Source organism: Candidatus Nitrosotenuis cloacae (assembly GCF_000955905.1).
In the GTDB taxonomy this organism is placed as follows: Archaea; Thermoproteota; Nitrososphaeria; order Nitrososphaerales; family Nitrosopumilaceae; genus Nitrosotenuis; species Nitrosotenuis cloacae.
The window spans coordinates 865346-888183 of record NZ_CP011097.1 but is presented as its reverse complement, the minus strand read 5'-3'; the positions used below and the strand labels follow the sequence as shown (position 1 = coordinate 888183).

At 40.7% G+C, this 22838-nt stretch carries 33 protein-coding genes and 1 tRNA gene; 10 read left to right on the top strand and 24 right to left on the bottom strand.

Features of this window, described 5'->3' with window-relative positions; translation table 11 throughout:
• Positions 1-56 precede the first annotated feature (56 nt).
• From SU86_RS04985 to SU86_RS04960, 6 genes are all read right to left on the bottom strand, one after another.
• Entirely contained in the window at positions 57-371 is a 315-nt protein-coding gene (locus SU86_RS04985; RefSeq protein ID WP_048187877.1) for a Zn-ribbon domain-containing OB-fold protein, read from the bottom strand.
• Positions 368-1471, bottom strand: a complete 1104-nt coding sequence (locus SU86_RS04980) for a thiolase family protein (protein ID WP_320408971.1) — start codon at positions 1469-1471, stop codon at positions 368-370. The genes SU86_RS04985 and SU86_RS04980 overlap by 4 nt, the downstream gene beginning before the upstream one ends.
• Positions 1471-2433, bottom strand: a complete 963-nt coding sequence (locus tag SU86_RS04975) for an LLM class flavin-dependent oxidoreductase (protein ID WP_048187873.1) — start codon at positions 2431-2433, stop codon at positions 1471-1473. The genes SU86_RS04980 and SU86_RS04975 overlap by 1 nt, the downstream gene beginning before the upstream one ends.
• Positions 2434-2440: 7 nt before the next feature.
• Positions 2441-3112 carry a nucleotidyltransferase family protein gene (locus tag SU86_RS04970; RefSeq protein WP_048187871.1) on the bottom strand — a complete coding sequence of 224 codons (672 nt, stop codon included), beginning with the start codon at positions 3110-3112 and terminating at the stop codon, positions 2441-2443.
• Positions 3113-3156: 44 nt separating this feature from the next.
• On the bottom strand, positions 3157-3684 hold the full coding sequence (locus SU86_RS04965; protein ID WP_048187869.1) for a DedA family protein: 528 nt from the start codon (positions 3682-3684) through the stop codon (positions 3157-3159).
• Between the two features lie 115 nt (positions 3685-3799).
• Positions 3800-4171, bottom strand: coding sequence for a hypothetical protein (locus tag SU86_RS04960; RefSeq protein ID WP_048187867.1), 372 nt, complete (start codon positions 4169-4171; stop codon positions 3800-3802).
• Between the two features lie 95 nt (positions 4172-4266).
• On the opposite strand from SU86_RS04960, the gene SU86_RS04955 reads away from it, so the two are divergent.
• Positions 4267-4629: a helix-turn-helix transcriptional regulator gene (locus SU86_RS04955; protein WP_052755527.1), complete on the top strand. Its 363-nt coding sequence runs from the start codon at positions 4267-4269 to the stop codon at positions 4627-4629.
• Here the strand turns inward: SU86_RS04955 and SU86_RS04950 are convergent.
• From SU86_RS04950 to purK, 4 genes are all read right to left on the bottom strand, one after another.
• Positions 4620-5669: a sensor histidine kinase gene (locus SU86_RS04950; protein WP_052755525.1), complete on the bottom strand. Its 1050-nt coding sequence runs from the start codon at positions 5667-5669 to the stop codon at positions 4620-4622. The two genes, SU86_RS04955 and SU86_RS04950, sit on opposite strands and share 10 nt — an antisense overlap.
• 82 nt (positions 5670-5751) lie before the next feature.
• Positions 5752-6456 carry an A24 family peptidase C-terminal domain-containing protein gene (locus tag SU86_RS04945; RefSeq protein WP_236687661.1) on the bottom strand — a complete coding sequence of 235 codons (705 nt, stop codon included), beginning with the start codon at positions 6454-6456 and terminating at the stop codon, positions 5752-5754.
• A 72-nt stretch (positions 6457-6528) separates the two neighbouring features.
• A complete protein-coding gene (locus SU86_RS04940; protein WP_048187863.1) occupies positions 6529-7344 on the bottom strand; it encodes a TrmB family transcriptional regulator in 816 nt (271 codons plus the stop codon).
• Positions 7345-7429: 85 nt separating this feature from the next.
• Positions 7430-8575, bottom strand: a complete 1146-nt coding sequence (gene purK / locus SU86_RS04935) for a 5-(carboxyamino)imidazole ribonucleotide synthase (protein ID WP_048187862.1) — start codon at positions 8573-8575, stop codon at positions 7430-7432.
• A gap of 79 nt (positions 8576-8654) precedes the next feature.
• On the opposite strand from purK, the gene purE reads away from it, so the two are divergent.
• On the top strand, positions 8655-9227 hold the full coding sequence (gene purE / locus SU86_RS04930; protein WP_148550898.1) for a 5-(carboxyamino)imidazole ribonucleotide mutase: 573 nt from the start codon (positions 8655-8657) through the stop codon (positions 9225-9227).
• On the opposite strand, the gene ilvA is transcribed toward purE, so the two are convergent.
• Together ilvA and SU86_RS04920 are read right to left on the bottom strand one after the other, a co-directional pair.
• The gene (gene ilvA / locus SU86_RS04925; protein ID WP_048187860.1) at positions 9220-10428 is read right to left on the bottom strand and encodes a threonine ammonia-lyase; all 1209 of its coding nucleotides are present in this window, start codon (positions 10426-10428) and stop codon (positions 9220-9222) included. The genes purE and ilvA overlap by 8 nt on opposite strands.
• 231 nt (positions 10429-10659) lie before the next feature.
• A complete protein-coding gene (locus SU86_RS04920; protein ID WP_048187858.1) occupies positions 10660-11499 on the bottom strand; it encodes a hypothetical protein in 840 nt (279 codons plus the stop codon).
• A gap of 229 nt (positions 11500-11728) precedes the next feature.
• Between SU86_RS04920 and SU86_RS04915 the strand changes: the two genes are divergently transcribed.
• Complete coding sequence (locus tag SU86_RS04915; protein WP_048189228.1) at positions 11729-12547, top strand: adenylate/guanylate cyclase domain-containing protein; 819 nt, start codon at positions 11729-11731, stop codon at positions 12545-12547.
• On the opposite strand, the gene SU86_RS09900 is transcribed toward SU86_RS04915, so the two are convergent.
• On the bottom strand, positions 12544-12690 hold the full coding sequence (locus tag SU86_RS09900) for a hypothetical protein (RefSeq protein ID WP_177318920.1): 147 nt from the start codon (positions 12688-12690) through the stop codon (positions 12544-12546). The two genes, SU86_RS04915 and SU86_RS09900, sit on opposite strands and share 4 nt — an antisense overlap.
• 139 nt (positions 12691-12829) lie before the next feature.
• Here SU86_RS09900 and SU86_RS04910 point away from each other — a divergent pair, with 139 nt between their 5' ends.
• Together SU86_RS04910 and SU86_RS04905 are read left to right on the top strand one after the other, a co-directional pair.
• Positions 12830-13201: a hypothetical protein gene (locus SU86_RS04910; protein WP_148550795.1), complete on the top strand. Its 372-nt coding sequence runs from the start codon at positions 12830-12832 to the stop codon at positions 13199-13201.
• Positions 13202-13680: 479 nt separating this feature from the next.
• The gene (locus tag SU86_RS04905) at positions 13681-14067 is read left to right on the top strand and encodes a hypothetical protein (protein WP_048187856.1); all 387 of its coding nucleotides are present in this window, start codon (positions 13681-13683) and stop codon (positions 14065-14067) included.
• On the opposite strand, the gene SU86_RS04900 is transcribed toward SU86_RS04905, so the two are convergent.
• The 8 genes from SU86_RS04900 to SU86_RS04865 all read right to left on the bottom strand — a co-directional run bounded on the left by SU86_RS04900 (position 14064) and on the right by SU86_RS04865 (position 17297).
• Positions 14064-14477 (bottom strand): VOC family protein, encoded by a 414-nt coding sequence (locus SU86_RS04900; RefSeq protein ID WP_048187854.1) that lies wholly within the window; start codon positions 14475-14477, stop codon positions 14064-14066. The two genes, SU86_RS04905 and SU86_RS04900, sit on opposite strands and share 4 nt — an antisense overlap.
• Before the next feature lie 31 nt (positions 14478-14508).
• Complete coding sequence (locus SU86_RS04895) at positions 14509-14727, bottom strand: Lrp/AsnC ligand binding domain-containing protein (protein ID WP_048187852.1); 219 nt, start codon at positions 14725-14727, stop codon at positions 14509-14511.
• Entirely contained in the window at positions 14721-14960 is a 240-nt protein-coding gene (locus SU86_RS04890) for a hypothetical protein (RefSeq protein ID WP_048187851.1), read from the bottom strand. Before SU86_RS04890 ends, SU86_RS04895 begins: the two co-directional genes overlap by 7 nt.
• Positions 14961-14990: 30 nt before the next feature.
• A complete protein-coding gene (locus SU86_RS04885; protein WP_048187849.1) occupies positions 14991-15218 on the bottom strand; it encodes a hypothetical protein in 228 nt (75 codons plus the stop codon).
• An 85-nt stretch (positions 15219-15303) separates the two neighbouring features.
• Complete coding sequence (locus SU86_RS04880) at positions 15304-15771, bottom strand: VOC family protein (RefSeq protein ID WP_048187848.1); 468 nt, start codon at positions 15769-15771, stop codon at positions 15304-15306.
• A gap of 60 nt (positions 15772-15831) precedes the next feature.
• Entirely contained in the window at positions 15832-16560 is a 729-nt protein-coding gene (locus SU86_RS04875; RefSeq protein WP_052755516.1) for an MEDS domain-containing protein, read from the bottom strand.
• A gap of 70 nt (positions 16561-16630) precedes the next feature.
• Positions 16631-16704: transfer RNA gene (locus tag SU86_RS04870), tRNA-Phe, on the bottom strand.
• 56 nt (positions 16705-16760) lie between these two features.
• Positions 16761-17297, bottom strand: coding sequence for a cob(I)yrinic acid a,c-diamide adenosyltransferase (locus SU86_RS04865; RefSeq protein WP_048187847.1), 537 nt, complete (start codon positions 17295-17297; stop codon positions 16761-16763).
• A 79-nt stretch (positions 17298-17376) separates the two neighbouring features.
• Here SU86_RS04865 and SU86_RS10100 point away from each other — a divergent pair, with 79 nt between their 5' ends.
• From SU86_RS10100 to SU86_RS04855, 3 genes are read left to right on the top strand one after another with little or no spacing between them, the layout of a single operon-like run.
• Complete coding sequence (locus tag SU86_RS10100; RefSeq protein WP_256363740.1) at positions 17377-17499, top strand: hypothetical protein; 123 nt, start codon at positions 17377-17379, stop codon at positions 17497-17499.
• Positions 17474-18025 carry an HD domain-containing protein gene (locus SU86_RS04860; protein ID WP_236687660.1) on the top strand — a complete coding sequence of 184 codons (552 nt, stop codon included), beginning with the start codon at positions 17474-17476 and terminating at the stop codon, positions 18023-18025. The genes SU86_RS10100 and SU86_RS04860 overlap by 26 nt, the downstream gene beginning before the upstream one ends.
• 14 nt (positions 18026-18039) lie before the next feature.
• Positions 18040-18270 carry a hypothetical protein gene (locus SU86_RS04855; protein ID WP_048187844.1) on the top strand — a complete coding sequence of 77 codons (231 nt, stop codon included), beginning with the start codon at positions 18040-18042 and terminating at the stop codon, positions 18268-18270.
• On the opposite strand, the gene SU86_RS04850 is transcribed toward SU86_RS04855, so the two are convergent.
• Positions 18267-18569, bottom strand: a complete 303-nt coding sequence (locus SU86_RS04850) for a hypothetical protein (RefSeq protein WP_048187842.1) — start codon at positions 18567-18569, stop codon at positions 18267-18269. The two genes, SU86_RS04855 and SU86_RS04850, sit on opposite strands and share 4 nt — an antisense overlap.
• Before the next feature lie 52 nt (positions 18570-18621).
• Here SU86_RS04850 and SU86_RS04845 point away from each other — a divergent pair, with 52 nt between their 5' ends.
• Both SU86_RS04845 and SU86_RS04840 read left to right on the top strand, forming a co-directional pair.
• On the top strand, positions 18622-18969 hold the full coding sequence (locus SU86_RS04845) for a hypothetical protein (RefSeq protein ID WP_048187839.1): 348 nt from the start codon (positions 18622-18624) through the stop codon (positions 18967-18969).
• Positions 18970-19043: 74 nt separating this feature from the next.
• Positions 19044-20270: an ornithine cyclodeaminase, nickel-pincer nucleotide-dependent gene (locus tag SU86_RS04840; protein WP_048187837.1), complete on the top strand. Its 1227-nt coding sequence runs from the start codon at positions 19044-19046 to the stop codon at positions 20268-20270.
• 86 nt (positions 20271-20356) lie between these two features.
• On the opposite strand, the gene SU86_RS04835 is transcribed toward SU86_RS04840, so the two are convergent.
• Positions 20357-21709, bottom strand: a complete 1353-nt coding sequence (locus tag SU86_RS04835) for an MBL fold metallo-hydrolase (RefSeq protein ID WP_236687659.1) — start codon at positions 21707-21709, stop codon at positions 20357-20359.
• A 41-nt stretch (positions 21710-21750) separates the two neighbouring features.
• A complete protein-coding gene (locus SU86_RS04830; protein WP_048187835.1) occupies positions 21751-22827 on the bottom strand; it encodes a hypothetical protein in 1077 nt (358 codons plus the stop codon).
• Positions 22828-22838 lie beyond the last annotated feature (11 nt).

Here is a 22838-nt window from a genome sequence, read left to right as displayed (position 1 = left end):
TAGATATTCAAAGACGAGGTTATTGTATTATCAAGCATTTGGTCTTGCAAATGTGACTATATCAGAGCAAACGTGAATTTTGGGGTCTGATCAAAGCCACATCTGGTGATTTTGACTTTATGTCCTGGTTCTAGGTTTTTCTCTGGAATGGAGCCAAGAATTCTGATCACGCCCTCAAATTCTGCCATCGCAAATGCCTTACCATCTATTGCAGAGCATTCTATTATGGTTCCGGGTTCTTTTACTGGTCTTTGGACCATCTCGCCAAAACAATTATTGCATGACTCACTTGGTGGCCAGCTCACCCTGTTACATTTTGTACATTGGCCTACGGCGAATCTTCCCTTTTTTAGCTCTGATTCAAAACTCATTGTCTCATTACCAGTACTGTGGATGATGTGGCAGCTGCTGACATGTTCTGGATTAGGCCTATTCTGGCGTTTTCTACTTGTCTTTTTGAGCTGTTTCCTGTTAACTGCGATGCAATCTCTGATATTTGTGCCAGTCCTGTTGCACCAAGTGGATGGCCAGACCCAATCAAGCCTCCCCTCGGATTGATTTTCTTATTGTTTGTCTGGTATGATTCGCGGACCATCTTTGCTGCCTGCCCTTTTTGTGTGATTTCCAAGTCCTCCAGTATCATTAATTCGCAAACGGAAAATGCATCATGAATCTCTGCTACATCTATTTGATCAGGCGTAATCTTTGCCATGGAATATGCCTGTGATGCAGCATCACTTGTGGAATCCAATCTGGTGAGGTCATTTTTTGTAAAACTAGCCGATGTCGTCTTTTGGCCGATTCCCTCAATCCATACTGGTGTGTCGGTGTATTTTTTTGCCACTTTTTCCGATGCTAGTAACACTGCCGAGCTTCCATAACAAGAGCGTGAGCAATCAAGCACTCTTAGATCATCTGTCAGTTTTTTAGAGTTCATCACATCTTCTATGGTGTATTTTTTTGAATTATACGATACTGGATTGTCTTGGGCATTTTTGTGGTTTAGCGCAGAAACATATGCCAAGTCTTCATCCGTGGTTCGGTGCTTTCTTTTGTGTGCCTTGGTAAACATTGTTCCCCAAAATATTGGGTGCTGAAACTCACCGCGCGATGCATCCCAATCTAGAACTTGTCCTGGATTTTCTGCTTGCTCGGCGCCTACTACCAGTACAACATCTGCCATTCCAGACGAAATGTAGGAAAATCCAGACACAATCGCATTTGTTCCGGAGTTGCACATGCTCTCTATGCTGTGTGAGATTTTTGGCGTAATCCCTGCAAGCTCGGACACTATAGGTGCAAGATATCTTTTAGTGTCATTGGTTGATACCAAGACTGCATCAATGTCTTTTTGTGATATGTTTTTTGTGTTTTGGAATATCTGCTTTGTTGCTGAAAACAACAGGTTCTCAATTGGGGAATGATCCAATGAAAACTTGGTCGTGGAATATCCAGCAACTGCTACTCTCATCATACATCACTGAATGTTTTTGTGAATAGATCAAATGACTTTCCTACATCATCAATTGGGTTGAACTGCATTATTGGATGCGTGATTCCGGCATTGTAGAATTTTTTTAATTGTTTTTTGCATTCTTGTGGGGTGCCTGATATGGTTAGAGATTCTAACATGTGGTCTGATACCAGCTCGTGATTTGATTTGAATCCTGATTTTTGGTATTCTCCATAAATGTTGTCCGTTTCTTTTTTGAATCCGTTTTCTGCCAAAAATTTGCGATATATTTCCCCAACAGAGATGTAAAATGCCAATGTCTTGCGGACTCGCTCCTTTGCTTGCTCTCCGTTCTCTGATACGCTACTGATCAGCTGACACGCAACATCGATTGTTCTTTTTTTCTGCATCTTTGATATGGTGCTTTTCATCTCAGAGATTGGCCTCAGATAAAATATGACTCCATCTGCAATTCTCCAGGTTAGCTCAGTCATTTTCTGGTTTATTGCCGCAATGTAAATTGGAATGGCTGGGCGTGGGGGTTTGATTAATAATGTGAATCCCTTGAGGGAAAATATCTGCCCTGAATAGTCTATTTTCTTTCCAGACAGTGCCAATCTAACTATCTCCACTGTTTCCTTCATTCGCTGTAGTGGTCTCTCAAATGCGTATCCGTGTAGCCCCTGGATGATTGGTACACTGCTTGTTCCAAGTCCTAGAATCAGTCTCTGGTTAGATATGCTGTCTATGGTCGCAGCACCCATTGCAATCAATGATGGACTGCGCGAGTAAATGTTGATAATTGATGAGCCAATCTTTGATTTGGTTCTTGATGATATGGCGCTGAGCATTGCAAAGTTTTCCATGCCCCATGTCTCTGGAATCCACACTGTGTCTGGCTTTGCTTTTGCTGTTTTTCCTGCACACTGTAGTACCTCGTTTACTGATAAAAGCGAACCAAGACTGTACGATAATTTCATTATGTGATCACAACTTTTTGCCTTTTAGTGCCTTGGAGCAGTCATCCAGATCCTTGTGGGAGTCGATCGAATGCCAAAATGCATTTTTGAATCTAATTCCTACTAGCTTACCTTCTTTTGCGAATTTGCGGAATGTAGTATCCTCGATTGCGCCCTTTGATGGCAAGTGTGGTATGATGTCTTTACTGAGGTGATAAATCCCGGAATTCATCCATATGTTGGTCAATGGCTTTTTTTCTTGGAATCTGGTTATCATGGAGTCATCCAACTCTACTGTGCCAAACTTGGTTCTCAGCTCAACTAGTGCGATAGAATTTTTGTGCGGGTATAATTTTTGAACATCAATCGTACTAATGATATCGCCGTTTAGCACCAAGAATGACTTGTCTTTGATCAGTTTTGCAGCCTTTTTTATTGCGCCGCCTGTTCCAAGAGGTGTCTTTTCTATTGAGTATAGTATTTTGGAGTCAAAGTTTTTTTTGTGTTCTAGATAATTTTGAATTTGGTCAGTCTTGTAACCGGTACAAATCACAAACTGGTTTACTCTAAATTTTTTTAATTGTTTTATTTGGTATTCGATTAGAGGAATGTTGTTAATTGGGATTAGTGGTTTTGGGACATAGTCTGTGATTGGTTTTAGTCTACTGCCAAGGCCTCCTGCTAGAATAATTGCTTGCAATGATTCTTTGATTTGGTTTTGGGCTTTAAAATCTATGTCTGGTCTTAGATTATTCCAAGCGTTACCTGTCCAAAATAATAGCCGACAAGTGTGAGTGCTATGCTCCAAACACATGAGCCACAAAATGTGTAAACTACAAACTTGAGCGGCTTCATTCCAAGTAGCCCTGCAGGGATTGAGATCATTTCTCTTAGAACAGGCACCATTCTTCCCAAAAAGACTGCCTTGTCTCCGTGCTTTTCAAACCATTTTTCTATTTTTACTAGCTTTTGCTCTGAGATTTTGACATATCTGAGATAGCGCAACATGGCAACTCGTCCAAGCTTGATGCAGATTAAGTAAATCACAGTCGAGCCAATTGTTGCACCAATTCCCCCAGCCATGCCAAGTCCTAGCACCTCAAGCAGACTCATGCCGCTTTGTGATGCAAAATAACCTGCAAATGGAAAGATTGCGGCAGTGGGTATTGGTGGAAACACTGTTTCTATTATGGCCGCTACAAAGATTCCCAAATAGAGATATTCTGATACTAGGGAGCTTACCCACTGGATTAGTACTTGGAGTTCATTCATTGTTCTGTTAGGTAATAGTGCAGCTCAGTATAACACTCTACGCAATATTGTTCATCGTTTGTATGGGTGCAGTCGTATGTTTTTGTAGTTTCTTTGTTGCACTTGATGCATGTATTCATTTTCTAATCTTTAGTGCACCTAGTGCTATTTGGAATGCTCCGACTACAAACAATGGCCCAGCTTCGGCCATTGCGTTTCTTGGCTGCTCAGATGGTGGCATTGACAAAAATGCCGCGCCTCCTACTATGATCATTGCACCTGTTACCAAAAGCATCACACCTAGTGGTTTTGATGAGTGTTTTCGTGAAATGAAAAACGCAATTATTGGCAAAATCATCGCAGGACCGCCCAATCCCATACCACGAATTTTGTGATCAAGTGGCAAAAATCCTTGGTCCGCTCCTTGGCTCACTGCAGCATCTGCTCCGTAAATCGCAAGCAATGCTATTGAGATTGCTGTGATGACTAGGGCGATTTTTAGTGCCATGTTTGTTGGGCCATTTTAATTAATTAATAAATTGTACTGATGTGATCTGGGTGTATGTTTAATAGTAATTTTGTTGTATGGTATGATGACTGTAAGTGTCAACTGACGGATTGCGTGAAATAGTAATAGATCAGGACGAGCAAAAGCAAAAGGCACTAGAAGTATTCTCAGACAACTACACTCGAATTATTTTGTCTACCATGATGGAGACTCCCAAGTCCGCCCTGCAAATAAGTGGGGAAACAAAGATTCCACTGACTACGGTATATCGTAAAATCCACCATTTGTTGGAAGAAAACCTGATTCGAATATCTGGACACATTGCGGAAAATGGTAAAAAGAACTTTCTCTATAAAAGCAAGCTCAAATCATTCCATGTCACATTTAGCAAGGATAGATTTGCTATACTGGTAAACACCAGCGGCACATGTAATTTCTGCCTAAATTCTCATGTTTGAACGCTAAAATTCTTTGGCAGTCGAACTATGAATGTGGTTGGATTGTTTTTTGCGGTAATGTTTCCGCCGTGTTGCTCGATTATCTTTTTGCAAATTGACAAGCCAAGTCCTGTTCCAGTCTGCTTTGTAGTAAATAATGGTTCAAATATTTTTGGCAAATCCTGAGGATTTATTCCAGAACCAGAATCTTCAACCGCAAATATTGCGTTAGAGCCATTATCCAAAAGCCTCACATTGATGGTTCCTTTACCATCCATTGCCTGTGTTGCATTGATTATCAAATTGGTGATTACTGCCTCTATCTTTCTGACATCGACATTCATTCTAAGGTCTACATTGTCGACGTTTATCTTGACGTCTTTTGGTATGTTGCTATCCGATATGATCTGTCTGATGATGTTTGTAATGTTTGCAGACTGCAAGTTTAACTGGCTTGCCTTGCCATATTCTAATACGTCATCCACTTGGTGAGATATTCTGTCTATTGCGCGATGTAATTTTCCATAGTAAATAATTTTTTCTTCGATTCGAAGTTTTTGCTTGTTTTCCATTAGTTCCACAACATTTTTGATAGTAGATAATGGGTTTCTAAGATCATGTGCCATTCTTGATGCCAACTCTCCAATTATTGCCAGCTTTTGTGACTTGATCAGCTCACCCGTCTTTTCATTTACCTGTCTCTCCAAATGATCACGCTGTAGCTCGATTTCCTTTTCTTTTAGGACCACTTTTTCCAGATTTCGTCTTAGGTCTGATTCTAATTTGGTATTTTCTGCCTTTTGGATTTCAAGGTCTCTGTTTTTCCGCTCTAACTCCTCGTTTCTAACACTGAGATTTGTTGCTAGATCCTGCAGAAATTCTATTTTTCCCTTTAGCTCGGAATTTACATTCATTAGTTCATTGAATCTTGCGCTTGATTGCATTGCAAGATCACGTATTTGGACCTCACGCTCTTCTAATTCGTGCTTTGCATGCCCAAGATCATCTAGAGTTTTTCCTGTCAGTCCTCCAAATTTTTCAAAATCACTAGTCTGTGCCATGTCCTATGTGAGTGATCTTTTTCAGTAATCGGTATTACCTTGTGTTTGTAATTATCAAACAAACAAATTTTTTATTTTGGCATTATGCGTGCAAAAATGCATTAAATGCACTAAATATTACATCGCCATAGACTAACTGCAAGACAAAGCCTGCCGTAATAAACAGCATGTACGGAATGCCAGGTGTTATCCAAGTGTCTTTTTTGGTGCAAAACTCTGCATACTCTGCGTGCTGCAGTGATAGGTTTAGCTTTTTGTATTTTCCTTGTTTTTGCTCAATTGAGAATCCAAATTTGGGGTTTGCAGCTCTGTATCCTACGAACATTGCAATTATTTTCTTCTTTTTTGTTTCATTAAACCCCTCAAAGATGTCTTGTTTTCTGGCAAGCAGAATCGAATTCCTAATTACGTTGACTAGCATTGGTATGATTGATAGTAATACGGCATTTGTCAGAGCAGTAAATGGCGTTATCGTACCGTGGGCTAGAGAAAAGTTTGGTGTCAAGGCTGCTAGTACGATTAATGCAAATGCATCAGCTCCGCCAAATAACCCAAATCGCCATATTATGATGACAATTGGAGCCACAATCATGGCTATGCCTATTTTGAGCAGCTCTTCTGTAATGTCGCCACTAAATGGAATCAAACATGCGGCAATTGCCCCAAAGATAATCCAGATGATGTCATTAATTTCACGCTTTTTCACATCGGATGCACATGCGATGCCTAGCATAGCTAGTGCCAATACTACTCTTATTCCATCAAGTGAGGCTAGATCCAACATCATTTTGTGATTTCTTTTTGAATTTATTTAATGCCAAGCTTGCATTTTTTGCCTAAACATTGAACTTTGTAAAAATTATTTTGCTAATTTTTTCATCGGCTCTGCAGATTTGGATTTTTTCCACAAATGCTCACAAAGACTATACATGTTCTCAACCATTTCGATAGAATTGCTGTCTAATACGGAATCTCCATCATCATTCATGTCCATGGACTCGTTAATCCCTCCTGACATGATGAGATGTTTTCCCTCCTCTACTATCATTCGAGATTTGGATGGTAGTTTGCCGATTCTTATCTCTGATGCACCAAGCTTGTTGACTAGGGATAATGTATCTGGCTCATCGGCATCAGTCACAATTCTGATTTGTCCACCATTTGCCTTGCAGATTCTTATCTTTTCTGGAATAGATGTGTGATACATTCGAATCAAGTCTTTTCCCGTAGTGATCATGTAAACAACGGATTCTGACTCTGAGAATAGTTTTCCAATCCTGGAATAGATGTTGTGTCGCCCCTGTACTACTGATACAGTTGCAGCTTCCATCGGCTGGTGTTTTCTGGTGACATCTCTGAGATCATCTGATAGCTTTGCTGCCAGCTTTTGCATTGTGATGAACTCGTTTTCCTTTCTTTGTATGATGTTTGTTAAGCCTTCTTGTGGCTCAACTGGTTTGCAGATGATCGGGTTTGTCATGGTTGTGGTGATTAGGCCAAGGCTACGTAATTTTTCCAATGAACGATATGCCTTTCCTCGTTCGATGTCCAGTTTTGCGGCCAGGTTTCCAACAGAAAGTGGCCCAATTTGCAATAACCCGACGTACAAATTTGCGTCGATATCATCCAAATCAAAATGCTTTAGCATTGTAATTAGCTCGTCCCTTGCCTGCATCCCGATGGGGTTGTATGGTGATTCTGGTATATTAGTTTGAGCCGCATTGTTTAGAGGGACTAGTCAAACTTCGTGCATTCACATCTTATGCTTTAATTAATTTTATTTGGTTCTTTATCGAGTTCAACGATTTTAGCAATCCATCCACTCCGAGTGTATCTGATTCGTCAACGAGATTAAAGTGTCCAAGCTTTCTTTGTGGTTTTGATTCCTCTTTGCCGTACATTTTCAAGTATAGATTTTCTATTTTATGATCAGAGATTTTGTATTTGCCGGAAAACTCGTCTGTTCCCAAAATGTTGTACATTATTGTTGGATGAACTAATTTCGTGTTTCCGAGATCCAATCCAAGTATTGCTCGAAGGTGTTGCTCAAACTGGGATGTTTTGCTGGATTGTAGGGTGTGATGACCAGAATTGTGCACACGTGGTGCAATCTCGTTTATGATTACATGATCATTCCTTGTGACAAACATTTCTATTCCAAACACTCCTGCACCATGCAACACGTCCATGGTCTTGTGAGCTATTTTTTCTGCCTGTTTTGCTATATCTTCTGATACGCGGGCGGGAGCTATTGTTATTTTTAATATGTTATTCTCATGAATGTTTTCTACCACTGGATAGGTTGCAATCTGTCCTTTGGTGTTACGAGCCGCAATTACTGATACTTCCATTTTGAAATCGACAAACTTTTCCAGCATCATTGATTTTCCTGCAAATGTATTGTGTGCTGTTTCTAGTTCATCTGGCGATCTTATTTTGTAGTTCCCCCTACCATCATATGCATCTCGTCTTGCCTTGAGGAGTGCAGGATAGCCAAACTGGTTTATCTTTTCTTTAAGATCATTGAGGGATTTTATTTCAACAAAATCTGTTACGGGAATATTGTTTTTAGCAAGAAATGTTTTTTGCAAAAACTTGTCCTGAATTATTCTAAGGGTTTCAGGAGATGGATTGATTGTTGTTTTTGATTCGGCACTTTTTAGGACCTCACTGTTACCAGATTCTATCTCATATGTGAGAATGTCGACCTTTGATGCAAGCTCCAAAATCGCCCTTTCATCCTTAAAGTCCGCTGTGATCTGCTTTGCTCCTACCTGAACTGCAGAGCAATTTGGGGTCGGATCCAAGACTATGACATCTGAGATATGTTCTGACATCTTTTTTGCTGCTTCGGTTAGCATCATGCCAAGCTGACCCCCACCAATGATTCCAAGAATCTGCCCCATCATTTCATCAAGTTGTGGTTCTACTAAAAATAGTTACGTCGAATCAATATTGTTAAAAGCAGCGCACTTGTTTTCACAAATAATGTTGCCAAAAAAGCCACTTGTTGGTATAATCATGGGTTCTAGCTCTGATAGCAAGATAATGCACAATGCCGCAAAAATTTTGGATGATTTTGGTATTATTCATGAGGATCAAATAGTATCCGCTCATCGCACCCCTACCAGACTAGAAGAATATGCAAAGCATGCAGAAAAAAACCAATTCCGAGTGATAATTGCAGGAGCTGGGGGGTCAGCCCATCTGCCTGGGATGATTGCATCTCACACCATAATCCCAGTGATTGGAGTTCCAATCATGGTATACAATGACAAGTCCGATAAAAAATCAGAATTCAAGTTTTCTGCATTTGGAGGAATGGACTCATTACTATCAATAGTAGAGATGCCAAATGGCTCACCTGTTGCAACTGTTGGTGTCAACAAGGCAGCAAACGCAGGACTATATGCTGCAAAGATTCTGGCAGCTGAATTCACAGAACTAAAATCAAAACTGAAAAGATTCAAAGAAAAACAACACCAATCAGTACTGGCAGAGTCAGATGATCTAAAAAAGAACGGACTGAGTAAATTTGTTCAAAAAAAATTCAAGTAAGTATCTTGAATTGAATGTTCCTTGATTTTAGATGAGCAATCAGTTTCTGTGCATGCTCACGTCCTTCCATCTCAAGACTTAGTGTGACTCCCGCAGTACCTGCATCGATTTCCGAGCTCAACCTGTCATGGACCACCTCAACAATGTTTACTGATAGTGAGGCAATCTCGTCTACTACCTCCTTTAGTGCACCTGGCTTGTCCTTGAGCAGGATAAAGATCTTGACCATTCTACTCATGGCTGCCAGTCCCTTTGATACAATTTGGCCTAGCAGATACATGTCGACGTTTCCACCACCCAAAATTGGTACGACTTTTTTGTTTGGCGCCTGTCTGGAATTTAGCAAATATGCCAACGCTACGGCGCCTGCCGGCTCTACTACCGTCTTTGCACGCTCCATTAGCAAAAACATTGCTTTTACTATTTGGGTATCATCCACTGTTACGATATCGTCAATCATATCATTGATTATTCTGAATGTATTTTTTCCTGGCATCTTGACTGCGATTCCATCAGCTATTGTTCGACCACCCTTTACTGCTTGGAGTCTTTTTGCTTTGATAGAGTCCTTCATTGCAGGAAATGCCTTTGACTCTACGCCAATAACTTTGATGTTTGGTCTTTTACTCTTCACGGCAACACAGATTCCAGCAGCTAATCCACCACCCCCTATTGGAACGTAGATCTCATCAACATCTGGCAGGTCTTCTAATATCTCTAGCCCTATTGCGCCATTTGCAGCTATGATATGTGGATCATCAAACGCGTGAATTATTTTGGCACCTGTCTTTTTTGATATCTGCTGAGCCTTTGCCCATGACTCATCATAGTTTATCCCATCCAAGATTACATTGGCACCATATCCTCTGGTGGCAGCTACTTTAGCAGGTGATGCGGTAAGTGGCATTACTATGGTACAAGGAATTTTTTCTAGCTTTGATGCATATGCTACTCCCTGTGCATGGTTTCCTGCAGATGCTGCAATCACTCCGTGCTTTTTTTCCTCAGGTGATAGTGATCTTATCTTTGCATATGCCCCCCGAAGCTTAAACGAGCCAGTTTTTTGCGCAAACTCTGCCTTTAGATACACCTTAGAGCCGGACATTTTGCTAAATGTCTCAGAATAATACAGAGGTGTCTTTCGAATTATGTTTCCATAAGAATTTCTAATCTTTACAATGTCGTCGTATCGAGGAATCATTAGACTAGCTCGCCTGCTCCTTGGTATATTTAATTTCGTGTGCACTTTCTTGACTAATTGCAAAAATCATCTATGGTGAACTAGGCACAAAATTGCACATAGATCTTAAATATATTAACGATGATCGTACATAGTTAGTCAAAGGAACGTTCTCCCCTTGAACTAGAGTAATTTAGTTCATTGTTCCTTTGGCTTTTTGTTTTGATTGGCGTGTCTGTGATATAAAATTTCTCAATTGCTTAGAGATTTTATGACATCATCCAAAGTTTTGATGATTTCTTGTTTTGTGTTATCTGAGATTCTCTTTGGATCAAAAATTGCCTCTTTGGTTTTGTTTTTCAGAAAATCCAAATCTACTGTGCAAACACAGCCTTCCTCGCCAGTTACCAGTCTATTCTCATCAATTAGAACCGATGTTGTGGTATATGCCTCAATTAGGAGATTGTCCAGTTCTTTGAAAAGTTCTTTTTTTCTTTGATCCTTTGCCCTAAAATCATAATCTGTCTTTTTTTCCGTCTCTTGTACTACCTCCTCTCGGAGCTTGTCGTCATTGAATAACACCTCAAAGAGCTTTTGTTCGTCTAATTCCTTGTGACCCATTGTCTCCAGTCTTTCCTTTATCATGGAATCTGTCAGATCGGCAAGCTCTTTTTCCTTGTTTATGGTATTATCCATAATGTCGGCAAGCTCTTTTTGGATTTGGGCAACTTTGATATCCGGCTTGTAATATAATAGTGCGTGATACTGTAACGCCAAGTGCCACAACAAGATGTAGTTTCCAACCTGACATTCCAGCTTTACAAAGATTCGACGCAGGTCCTCATCGGCAGTGGATGTGATTCCCTCTACCTTCCAGTTTTTGTTCTGGTGTAGTATGGTGTTGTATAATTTTCCAATCGAATCGGGATCAAACGTGTTTTGGTCAGTTACTGTGGTGTCGCCAAGCATTACCTTGATGGGAATTGGCTTGGTCAACCTTTCTATCTCTCTCTGGAATAACTGGCTTATTTTGTCTGATCTTTGTCCCAAAGTTCCTAAAAACTCGTCCGTAGTCTTGCTGCCTAGGCGCACAAACTTGGTCGTCTTTTGAGCCTAAAAATCCTAATGCTCTGCACCGTTGTTTTGTACCAATCTCTTAAATACAAAATCACCCTACTTTTTGTTGAAAATGGCACTAAGCAAGATATTATGCTCAAACTGTAACGTGGAGGTAGTCCAGTATTATGATGATGCATACAAGGGCAGGCGTGCAAAATGCCCTGTCTGTGACGTGAGTTTTCCCCTGGAATAGTGTTGTATGATGAGTAGCAAAGAAAAACCAAACGCCCCAGCGAGTGAGCCAAAACCTGCGCCAAAAAAGGCCAAAAAAGACTATGGCGTAATTGACATGATGCTATCCAAACCCTCAGAGCGCGTGGTGGATTCTGAAACTCTGATCAAGGAAACCCAAAACCGGGTCTGGCGTGCACTAAAGAGTGGATACGAGTATTCACCGCAGGAAGATGAATCCGATGCATTTTTGCGAAAAAACGTCTTTTCCAGAATGAAAATGGTGGTAATGTATGTCGATTTGGTTGGCTCTACACAAATCACACTTGCACTACCTGAGGAAAAAGTAGCTATCATAATCACCTGCTTTGCGCAAGAGATGGCGCAAACAATCCGACACCATGGGGGCTTTGTGCTAAAGTTTGTAGGTGATGCCGTGATTGGCTATTTTCCAGCAGAGGAAAACCAACTCCAGCCAGCAGACAATGCAGTAATGTGTGCCAAGTCCATGTTATCAGTAATCCAAAAGGGAATCAATCCAATTCTAAACCAGTACGACTATCCGGACTTGGCAATCAAAATAGGAATCGACTATGGTGAAAACATGATAGTCAGGTATGGAGCAGATGCCAAAAAATCACACGTTGACATCTTGGGTCCTGTAATGAACATTGCAGCAAAAATCCAAGGCATGGCAAAGCAAAACCAAATTCTAATTGGTGATGATGTGTATGCAAGAATTCATCCATCTACCCAACCCTCATTTGAAAAGGTGGTCTGGAAGAACAATGAGTGGAAGTATCATAGAGATGACGGACAACTGTACCCTGTCTGGGTGCACACCGACTAGACTGTAAACTTGTCAGGGCACTCTATGTGCTCATAGTGATGATCTGTGAACTTTTCTTGGACTACATACATTACGATTTTGTGTAGCTCACCCATGCTGATGTTTTTTTTGCACTTGATGCAGTGCTTTAGCTTGAATCCCATGTGTATTGGGCATGCGATCTCTGATCGCTATAAGGATCCGCGATCAGCTCAATTTGATTAAAAATGACTAGGAATTAGCTGGGCGGTATATCTAATGCGTAATGCCAAAGCAAAAATACCGTTCCGGCGTGGGAAAAACATGGATCCAACTGAGATTCGAGCGTTCATGGAGATGCACGGCTATCCACTGGGATTTAGCCTTAGTCCGTTTACCTCACTAAGATATCCGCCGGCAATGGTTGGTCCAATGACTATGAATCCTGCCAAGCTAAAGGAAAAAATGATTGCAGAAAACACCACATTTACTGGCAAGATTAATGAGTTCAACAAGATGTACCTAAAACATGCATCTGGTTTGATGGACATGTCATCTAGCATGTTTGCGCCAGGACACCCAATGAGCCATAAAATGGCATCTGACTATACCACCAAGGAAGAAAACGAACGACTCAGACTGGAAAATGCAGAACTAAAAAAGAGAATTGAGTCATTCAAGAACAAAAAGGTCTAAAATCACAACGAGAAAACAAGTGGAAAACTACAACGAAATAGTTTCGTAATAACATGATCGTTTTCCTATTTCTATCAAATCTACGACGCAGAAGTGATAGTTTCTCGTTGGGTATTATACGTCAAAATGTTATTTAAGACTGATCTTGATTATTATGAAAAAATAGTCACAGCGTTCTCTGAGAATGGAAAACAAATAGGCGTGACCCACAAACGCAGAACATGAGAGAACACCTCTCTATCCCAATGTGCTATTGCACCAAGCGGGAACACAATTCGTTCTGCTTAGGTCACGCGCCTTTTATGCTTCAGAACTGATGTCCTTATGCATCGTCATACAATGTACATCATTTTATTTAAGATTTAGTGCAAATTTTTACAAAAAGCTCCAAGAGATATTCAAATAATTATTGTGATCAAAATTTTATTTTTTATGGCATGAACAAACTCTTTTTAACTTTAGTATGCTGAGTCTAACCATTGAACAAAACCCCTGAGCAGAAATGGAAGGACACTATCATACAGTACAGAAAAGACTGCCAAAAAATACTGGGCATATCAAAGTCAGTGCGCTATGCTGGGGTGATAAACGAATTTGGGCGCACATTGACTGGAATAATCCAGCCTGGACTCAAGCCACTGCTAAACCCAGAGAATGCAAAAAACGAGTTCTTTATCATATCAAACCTGATAACACTACGCCATTCCCAGGCCAAAGCCTTTGGCAATCTGGACTCTGTTACAATTAGACACAAAAATGCAATCGTAGTATGTGTGCCAAACAAAAATGTTGTATATTATATTTCGATAAATCCAAGTGCAAAATCATTAGATGAAATAATAAGAAAGGTAAAGAGTATTTTTTAGGCCGGAGTAAATCCGTGATATCCTTTTGATTGCTGGTCCGAGTCTGCAAATTTAGGCTCAAACAAAGATACCATGTATCCGTCTGGGTCTAGCACTATGGCGTTTTTGCCTGCCTCTCGGTCCATTATCTCCCGGTGAACCTTGACTCCTTTTGATTTCAGCTCATCCATTGCTGATTTGACATCGCCGACCAAAAAGCCAACAACAATTCCACCTTCAAGATTGTTTGCAGAATGATCCGCTGTCAGTCCGGCTGGATGCAAGCTTAGCAACGCACCCGTCTGTCCCAAATCAACCCATGTTCTTCTTTGGTTTTTGATTGGCAACCCGAGCAATTCGTGGTAAAAGGCAATGGACTTGTCCAAGTCTTTTACTGCCAAAATTACGTTTCCTACACGCTTTATGTTCACAGGGTGATTATACACTACAATGTTAAATGCTTTATTGTATTTCCATCATGGTTTCGGTTCGCTCAACGCCGGGAATCATTTGGATTTTTGTAGTGACCTCTCGGATTTGGGATAAATCATCGACTTGGACAAATGCTACTGCATCGAACTGGCCGGAAACTGGAAAAGAGTTGTACACGTACTGGAGCTTGCCAAGCTTGGCTGCAATCAGCTTTTTTGGTGATTTTACCAAAATTACTGCCTTTACCATCCCAGGTTTACCTCCACCTCAATTAGGGTTTCCGTGGTCACTATTTCCTTGATTTTCTTAAAGTCAATTACCATGTTGTTTATCTCGTCTATGGAGCCCTGCAACAAGACGCAAACGTCTGCTCTGCCGGTAACTGGCAGGATCTCCTTGAGAAGTTTTCTTTTTTTGTGGAGCGATTCCAGAACTTTGTCTGTTTTGCCGGGTTTTATTGTAATAAGACAGACTGCTCGCACTATTATGATATGATGTATTTGCAAATAAAGTTAGTCTTCGACTTCTTGTGATCTTGCTTCTTCAAGATATGCCTTGCGTGCCTCTAGCTCGGCTTCCTTATCTTCTTCTATTTTCTCATCAATTATGACTAGGCCGTCGTCAGCTACAAAGTTGGTGTTCTTTTTGGCTTTTTTAGCAGGCTTTTCCTTTTTGGGTGTGGTCGCCTTTGCCTTTTTCTTTTCCTCTTTAGCTGGTTTTTTTGTTACTTTTTTTGCCAAGTTAACTTTCTCATGAGGCAATTTCGATGTATTAAAACATTACTTACTTTTTGATTTGCTTGGAAAAAATTATTCGATCTTTTTCTCACTGACAGTTTTCCTTCATTTCTTGCGCGCCCTTTATCATCTCTTCTGGGCTCACGTCTTTTACATGGGTGGCAATACTCCAAATGTGGCCAAATGGATCCTCCATTGATCCCATTCTGTCGCCCCAGAACACGTCTGTTGCCGGCATTGTAATTTTTGCACCATTTGCAGCTGCTTTTTTGAGTGTATCGTCCACATTATTCATGTACAGGTACACGCCACTACCAGAGCCACCTATTGACTGAGGTGATCTAAAATTCATTTGTGGAAATTCATCGTTTATCATTATGATGGAATCACCAATTTTTATCTCTGCATGCATTATTTGTTTTCCATCTTTGCCCATCATTCGGAATAGCTCTTGTGCATCAAATGCTTTTTTGTAAAACTCAATTGCGGCCGATGCATCTTTTAGTGTGAGGCAGATTGTTGCACTGTGAAATCCGTCTGGTATGGACTTTATCATGATAGGAATTTACGTTTTAGATTATTAAGGATTCTTTCGATTTATGGAATTGGCTGTTGTTTATCGTACAAAATCATCAGTATGATTCAAAACAAGAGAATCTACTATTTCGGAAGATATTGGTGTGTGATACGGACATACAACTCTGATTGGAACTTCAAATTTTGGAATTGATTCATGCCAAACTTTTTCCAATTTCAGGCATTGCTCATGTTGCCCGGTGCCCGCCAAAGTACCAGCTATTGTACCTATGACGTTCATACCTGATTTTTTCTTTGCTTTGACTATGCTTGTTAATTTGCCTACGCGTTTGAGTATTGGCTCAATTGTGCCGAATTTTACCTTCCCAAAAATCTCTTCGTGTGATAGTATGATTATGTCCTGTGATCTTATGAGATCAAGCGCATTGATTCCATTTTGCTTTAGTAACTCGACGTATTTTTTTGCCTCTCTTTCTGATACGATCATGACATTTAGAAGATTCATCTTCAATCCCTGCATGATGAATTCTGATAGGTGATTACCAAAATCGTTATTGTTGTGAATAGTAAATGCCAGATGGTCATAATTTTGCATCTCATCTATTTTCTCTAGAATGACATCGCTTGTCTCTGGAATTTTTTTATTTGGTTTTTTCACATCATGATCTAGTATTTTTTCCTCAATCAGTCTGTTAATGATGGATGATAGGCTTATTGACGTATTCAGCTCTAGTATTTTCTCTGATTGAATTTTAAGCAATTTTGTGAATAGTTTATCGTTTAGAATTATCGTAGTTCGTCTTCCCATGTTCTACCATAATAAAATGATGATAAAACATTTTGCATACATTATGATCGCAGATAAGAAAAAAAATATGTGCCAAGGGTGGGACTTGAATCCACGACGGCTCCGTCTTCAGCGGAGTGCTCTCCCAGGCTGAGCTACCTTGGCGTCAGTTTCCGTCAAAATTTAGGAATTAAAGTGTCTTTTGGTGCGTGAGAAATTTCTCATGGCTTCCATATTACATCTGGTGTGTTGGTTCGCTTGTTTACCAGACGTGCCATGACAAATAAAAGATCAGATAAACGATTTAGGTATTTTTGGCATTCAGGATTTATCTGCTCGGATTTTGATAACTCCACCAATATCGTTTCTGCTCGTCGAGTCGTTGTGCGCGCCAAGTGTAGAAACGATGCTATTTTGTGGCCGCCAGGAAGTATGAAGTTTGCAAGTGGAGCCAACTCACCTTCAAACTTATCGATGTGGTTTTCCAGATTTAGAATCATGGGATTTACTATCCTATTTTTCGTACTTGCAAGGTCTGGATTTGACAGATCCGAGCCTGCAACGAACAGCTCGTTTTGGATTAATGTCAGTAAATTCTTGAGGTCTACATCTAGTTCGTGAGTCAGTACAATCCCCAAAACAGAATTTATCTCATCTACTAGACCATATGCCTGGATTCTAAGGTCTGATTTTGATACTCTTTTTCCGCCTTGCAATCCAGTGGTGCCATCATCACCTGTTTTGGTGTATATCTTCAATGGTGTGGTGATGTGACTGGAATTATTATCCTTTGATTATCACAATTAATTTAATAGATGCATTGATTGGTGTGGGGTAATGAGCAAAGTTTCATGCCCATATTGCCAATCCGAATTTGACACAAAAGACGAGCTCTCAAGGCATATAGACCGGGTTCATCATGGATCAGGCCTACTTGAAGGCGATACAAGAAAATACTAGCACTATTTTTGATTTTATTTTACATCTAAAGACTATCCCGAGGTCAGGCTGGCAAAAAAAGATTGGAATCAAAAGACCTGAATCGGTTGCGGACCATGCATATGGTGTTGCGGCAATAGCGATGATTCTGTCTGATTCAAAGCGACTGGACTCAGCAAAAGTGCTCAAAATGGCAATACTGCATGATTTGGCCGAATCCATTACGGGTGATCTTACCCCAGAAGATGGACCAAAATCAAAAAAGACAAAACTAGAAAACCTAGCAATGAAAAAAATTCTCTCAACATTAGAACCAAAAACCAAAAATCAATATCATGCAATTTGGATGGAATACCAAAAAAATCAAACCCCGGAAGCAAAACTGCTCCATCAAGTAGACAAACTGGAAATGGCGCTGCAGGCAAACATCTACAAAAAATTTGGTTATTCCAAGCAAAAACTAAAACCATTCTTTGACTCTGCAAAAAAACAGATAACAGATCCGAAAATCAAAAAATTGCTGCAGAAAATACTCTTAAACTCGTAGATGTGATCTGGAGCATGTCGATTTCAGAAAAGGATGACCTTATTCGAGCCCAAAACGAACTCATTGGAATATTATTTGAGATAATAAAGAGACTGCAGGCAAACAACACATTGGATGAGGAATACTTTCAGCTGATTACATCTGAGAAAACCGTTATAGTCCAAAAACGAGTGGATGAAATCTTATCCCAAAGAGCAGATAACAGCAAGACCGTAGCTAAATTACTGGAAAAACTGGAATCCTAGTGGCAGCCACAATCGTCTGGCTCTTTTATTACGTTGAGCTTTTTTGGTGCCTGATCAAATCTAGACTGGACATAATGAGACATGTTGGTTATTCGGATTATGGTTGGTCTGTGAGTCCAAGTTCCCTCGTTTTCAAACCAAGATTCAATCTCTTCTACATTGTAATATTGACCGCAGCTTAACATCTTGTTAAATATCTCTTTGATTAGTGATTCATCTTGTGGGGTGAGGGCTTTTTTGTTTTGTACTTGGGTAGTTATTTCATTTAAGAGTATGATGACTTGGTTTGTCAGTGGCATTACACTATCGACTGCCTTACGTTTTAATAATTATTGCACTAATCCAAGATACTTGCAATACTTTCAAGCACTGACTCTGGGAAAAAAACGAGTTGCAACATCCCGCGAATATCTCAACAAGCTTACAAACAATAGAGCAATGCCAGCACTTGCTCTGCGCGACACAAAATCCGACATATGGGAACCGGTTGGTGAGGAAAACCTGTATGCGGTGGTGGATGAGTCCAGCGGATTTGTTCTCACTGACACCAGCGGGTACATTATCTCTATTTGTGATAAGAATGGTTTCACAAAAGCACTAGTCCAGGGAATACAAAAGGACCAGTGCGACCAAATCGTAGAGCAGTTCCAAAAGGACAACATACCGAAATTTGAAGGCAAAGTTATCCTGCCAGTATAGTAGATTGTTTTGTGCTTGTCAAATATTGTATATGAGACATATTTTAAATTCGACACCCAGAGTATCATAGTCAAATGACCAAGTTTTCATCCGAGGTGGAGGTGCGAGGACACCTAATTGACTCCATGATACTAACCAAGATATTTGATGTTATAATGGACCTTGGCGGCGAGTTTGAGGTCCTACAAATGAATGTGGGAAAAAAGAAAAAAGAGCCAAGCTATGCCAAGCTGCAAATCCAGGGAAAAACCCAAGACCATCTGGATAAAATTCTAGAGCAGGTATACAGGGAGGGTGCAACTGCGACAATTGGCAAAAATGTATCCCTAAAGGCGGCACCAAAAGACATGGTAATGCCAGATGATTTCTATTCTACTACAAACAATACCACGGAAATCTTACTGTCTGACAAGTGGGTACTAGTAGATAACATGATGATGGACAAGTGCATTGTAGTCAAAAACGGCAAAGCAAGCTGCACACCAATTCGTGACATCAAAAAGGGTGACCTTGTAGTAGTGGGTGAGTCTGGCGTAAAAATAACACCGCCAGAGCGACCAAGGGAGGGCTCTAACGTGTTTGCATTTATGGGTAGTAGCAGCTCCTCTGAGCGACCAACACAGCACATTGCAAAAAAAGTAGCCGAGGATATTTTCAGGACAAAAAAATCTGGCGGAAAGATACTCTTGGTTGGTGGTCCTGCCATCGTTCACACTGGTGCAGCTGATTCTGTTGCAGAACTGATCAGACTGGGCTACATTGATGGGATATTGGCAGGAAATGCCTTGGCAGTCCATGATATAGAATATGCCACATTAGGTACATCTCTTGGCATGAATGTCCATGACGGCTCACTTGCTGTCAAGGGACACCGAAACCACATGGATACAATAAATGCAGTATTTCGAGCAGGCTCTATCTCTAACATGGTAAAAAAGGGCGAGCTGAGACGCGGCATCCTGTATGAATGTGTCAAAAAAAAGATTCCATACATTCTGGCAGGCTCTATTAGGGATGATGGGCCATTGCCGGATGTGATCACAGATACTGCAGTTGCCCAAAAAGAATACAAAAAAGTCCTCAAGGAGGCAAAGATGGTAATCATGGTATCTACAATGTTGCATTCCATAGCTACTGGTAACATGTTGCCAGCACACGTTAAGGTAATAGTGGTGGATATCTCACAGCCAACTGTAACCAAGCTCATGGATAGGGGTACCTGGCAGGCACTAGGTATAGTAACTGATGTTGGGGCGTTTTTGCCGCTAGTGTCTCAGGAAATCAAAAAAATCAGAAAATAAACTTTCTCAAGAAAAAACTCACCCATAACATCACACAACATTTTCCAAGTTTACAATACTATCAAACTATTTGATATGCTGAAAAGTTATTCGGATAGATAGTTGATCATCGCAGTACAGTGCTCTACCATGAATTCATCTAGTTTTTCCAGCCTTCCACTCCACTGTTTAATGGTGTCATCTACACATGTCTGTACTGGATCCGAGTTCTGAACCTGAAGTGCATTTTCGGCGTTTTCCATGACATCTAGTGTGAATTGCTTGTTTGTCTTGATATGCTCTTTTGTTGCCAAAATTCCGGTATGGCCTGAAACCATGACATCAAAGTCAAAATCCTCCACCAATGTATAATGGGCATTGATGTATTGTTCGATGTCTGGTGTTACTGCAAATGCCCGATATGGAGTAATTCCTGGGCGTATCAGATCAACTACCATGGCAACTTTGTGGAATGGGGAATAAATCACAATATCTCCACTGGAGTGAAAATTACCAATGTGGTACAGCTCTAATGTCTGGCTACCAATCGTCAGAGTATAGTTGTCCTCAAATGTTACACTTGGGATCGGCCTCTCAGTATCGTTTTCCTGCACTATGGAATCAGCTGTTTCTTGGTGTGAAATGTATGTAATGTCTTGTGGAAATATCTGGCCTGCAGCACCAGTATGGTCTTGGTGGTAATGAGAATAGATCATGTGAGTTATTGGCTCATCTGTAACCTCGCTTATTGCATCGATGTATTTTTGGCTGATTGGTTGTGGCGCATCAATTGCAATCACTCCCTCCCCAGTAGTAAGAAACATTGTTTGGTAGCCGCTTCCCACAAGCCAGTATAGCCCATCTGCTATTTCCTCAACAAAATATCCTTTATCCGAATCTATCTCTGGCGCATTTATGGTATAATCAAATGTGTTTGGAAATACACCGCCTCGCTCTTCTGGATTTGCAGTACATTCTCCCTTGTTTTTTAGTGCAATGTGATCCGCACTTAGCATGCAGGCATTTCCATATGTGATGTTATTGACGCCGCAAACTGGTGCGTATTCAAGAGTGCACGCAAGGTCTGGCCTTGATTTTTGCCATCCGCCACGGTCCTCTATCTTTGTGATGGATTCTGGCTTGACACAGGCAGGGGCTCCATTGCTTGCCTTGAAAACAAGTTCTAGGCCTTCTGCGCAGATTACATTTTCCGCAGATATTCCGGCATTTCCTTGTTGGCGAGGGCTAAGATATGGAAATGTCTTACCATCCATCGTACAGACCTTTCCTGGATATGCACCAGGGCCACACCTGTCATTTAAAACGCATATCTCATCTAATGGTACGAATCCCGGAGCGCAAATCCCATTGTATGGAAAGTGACTAATATCTTCTGCAAAAGCAAATGCTGATGTAGTCGATACCATGATTGCCAGCAATAACAAAACAAGACTCTTCAAACATCATATTTTGGGGGTACAATGTTTTATGTTTTCTTGGGTCATGTGTTGATTGAATCAGATTCTGTTTTGCCAAGATCTGTTGCCACACTTACCAAGACATTGCTCCCAGAATGCACATTATTGGATAGTCTAATGCAGACTCGACTGTCCTCATTTGAGTTTAGGATGCGAGGATCCATCAGATCACTCATTATTCTATCTATGGTCCACTTGCCGGCAGTAACTGATACCAATGAGCAATCATAAATCCCGCTTGCCGCTGGAACCTCAAATTCCGCCCAAGAAATTTGCACTGTCCTTGCAGCAAGTCCGCTTGAGTATGTTCCAGTAAATCTCAATCTAAGATCGGAATAATTTGTTATGGAATCAGTCTCACCTACACTTAGCGTCTGGGATGCAAGCGTGAATGTGTTTCCTATATTGGTGTGTGTCCAGGATGCTATTGTAGTGCTTCCTTGCATCAGCCTTACCGTAAGATCAATTACGTTTCCACCTGATGTGTTTTTTCGATACACATACTTTACAATGTGATTTGATGACGTCTGCGGATCTATGACGTTTGTTAGTCCCGTCTCCCAAGTTTCGCTGGTATCCAGCAGACTCAATGAACCGGATGTTGCATAGTCAGTATCGTTTTGAGTAGATTCGTCGACCTCATCATACAGAATGTCATCATTATCGCCACCAACTGCATCATCCCAGTTTTCCTTTGATACGTCTTGATCCGGCCTTGCAAACTGAGTGCTTCCACTGCTTACTCCAGCCCCACCAAATGCAGTCGTTGAATCATATGTTAGATATTCTGATGTAAGGACTGGGTTTCCCGTAATGGTTGCGTTATACTTTACAATTACTGCGAATTTGTTATAATTCCATAGTTTTTCAAGACCTGTATTTTGTAGTGTAAAGCTTACTCTGTCACTGCCGGATTGTGCATACAAATCACTGATGGTAAAATTTGTGTGAATTAGAGTCCGCTCCAATTCTGAGCTTTGGGACCTTGCCGAGTTTACCTCGTAGGTCTGAGTAGTAAGGGAAAACATTATTGATAAAACCAACAGTACCGTTGCACAAATTATTCCACCACCTATTGCTATGCTGAGGCCCAAATCCAATGTGGATTCAT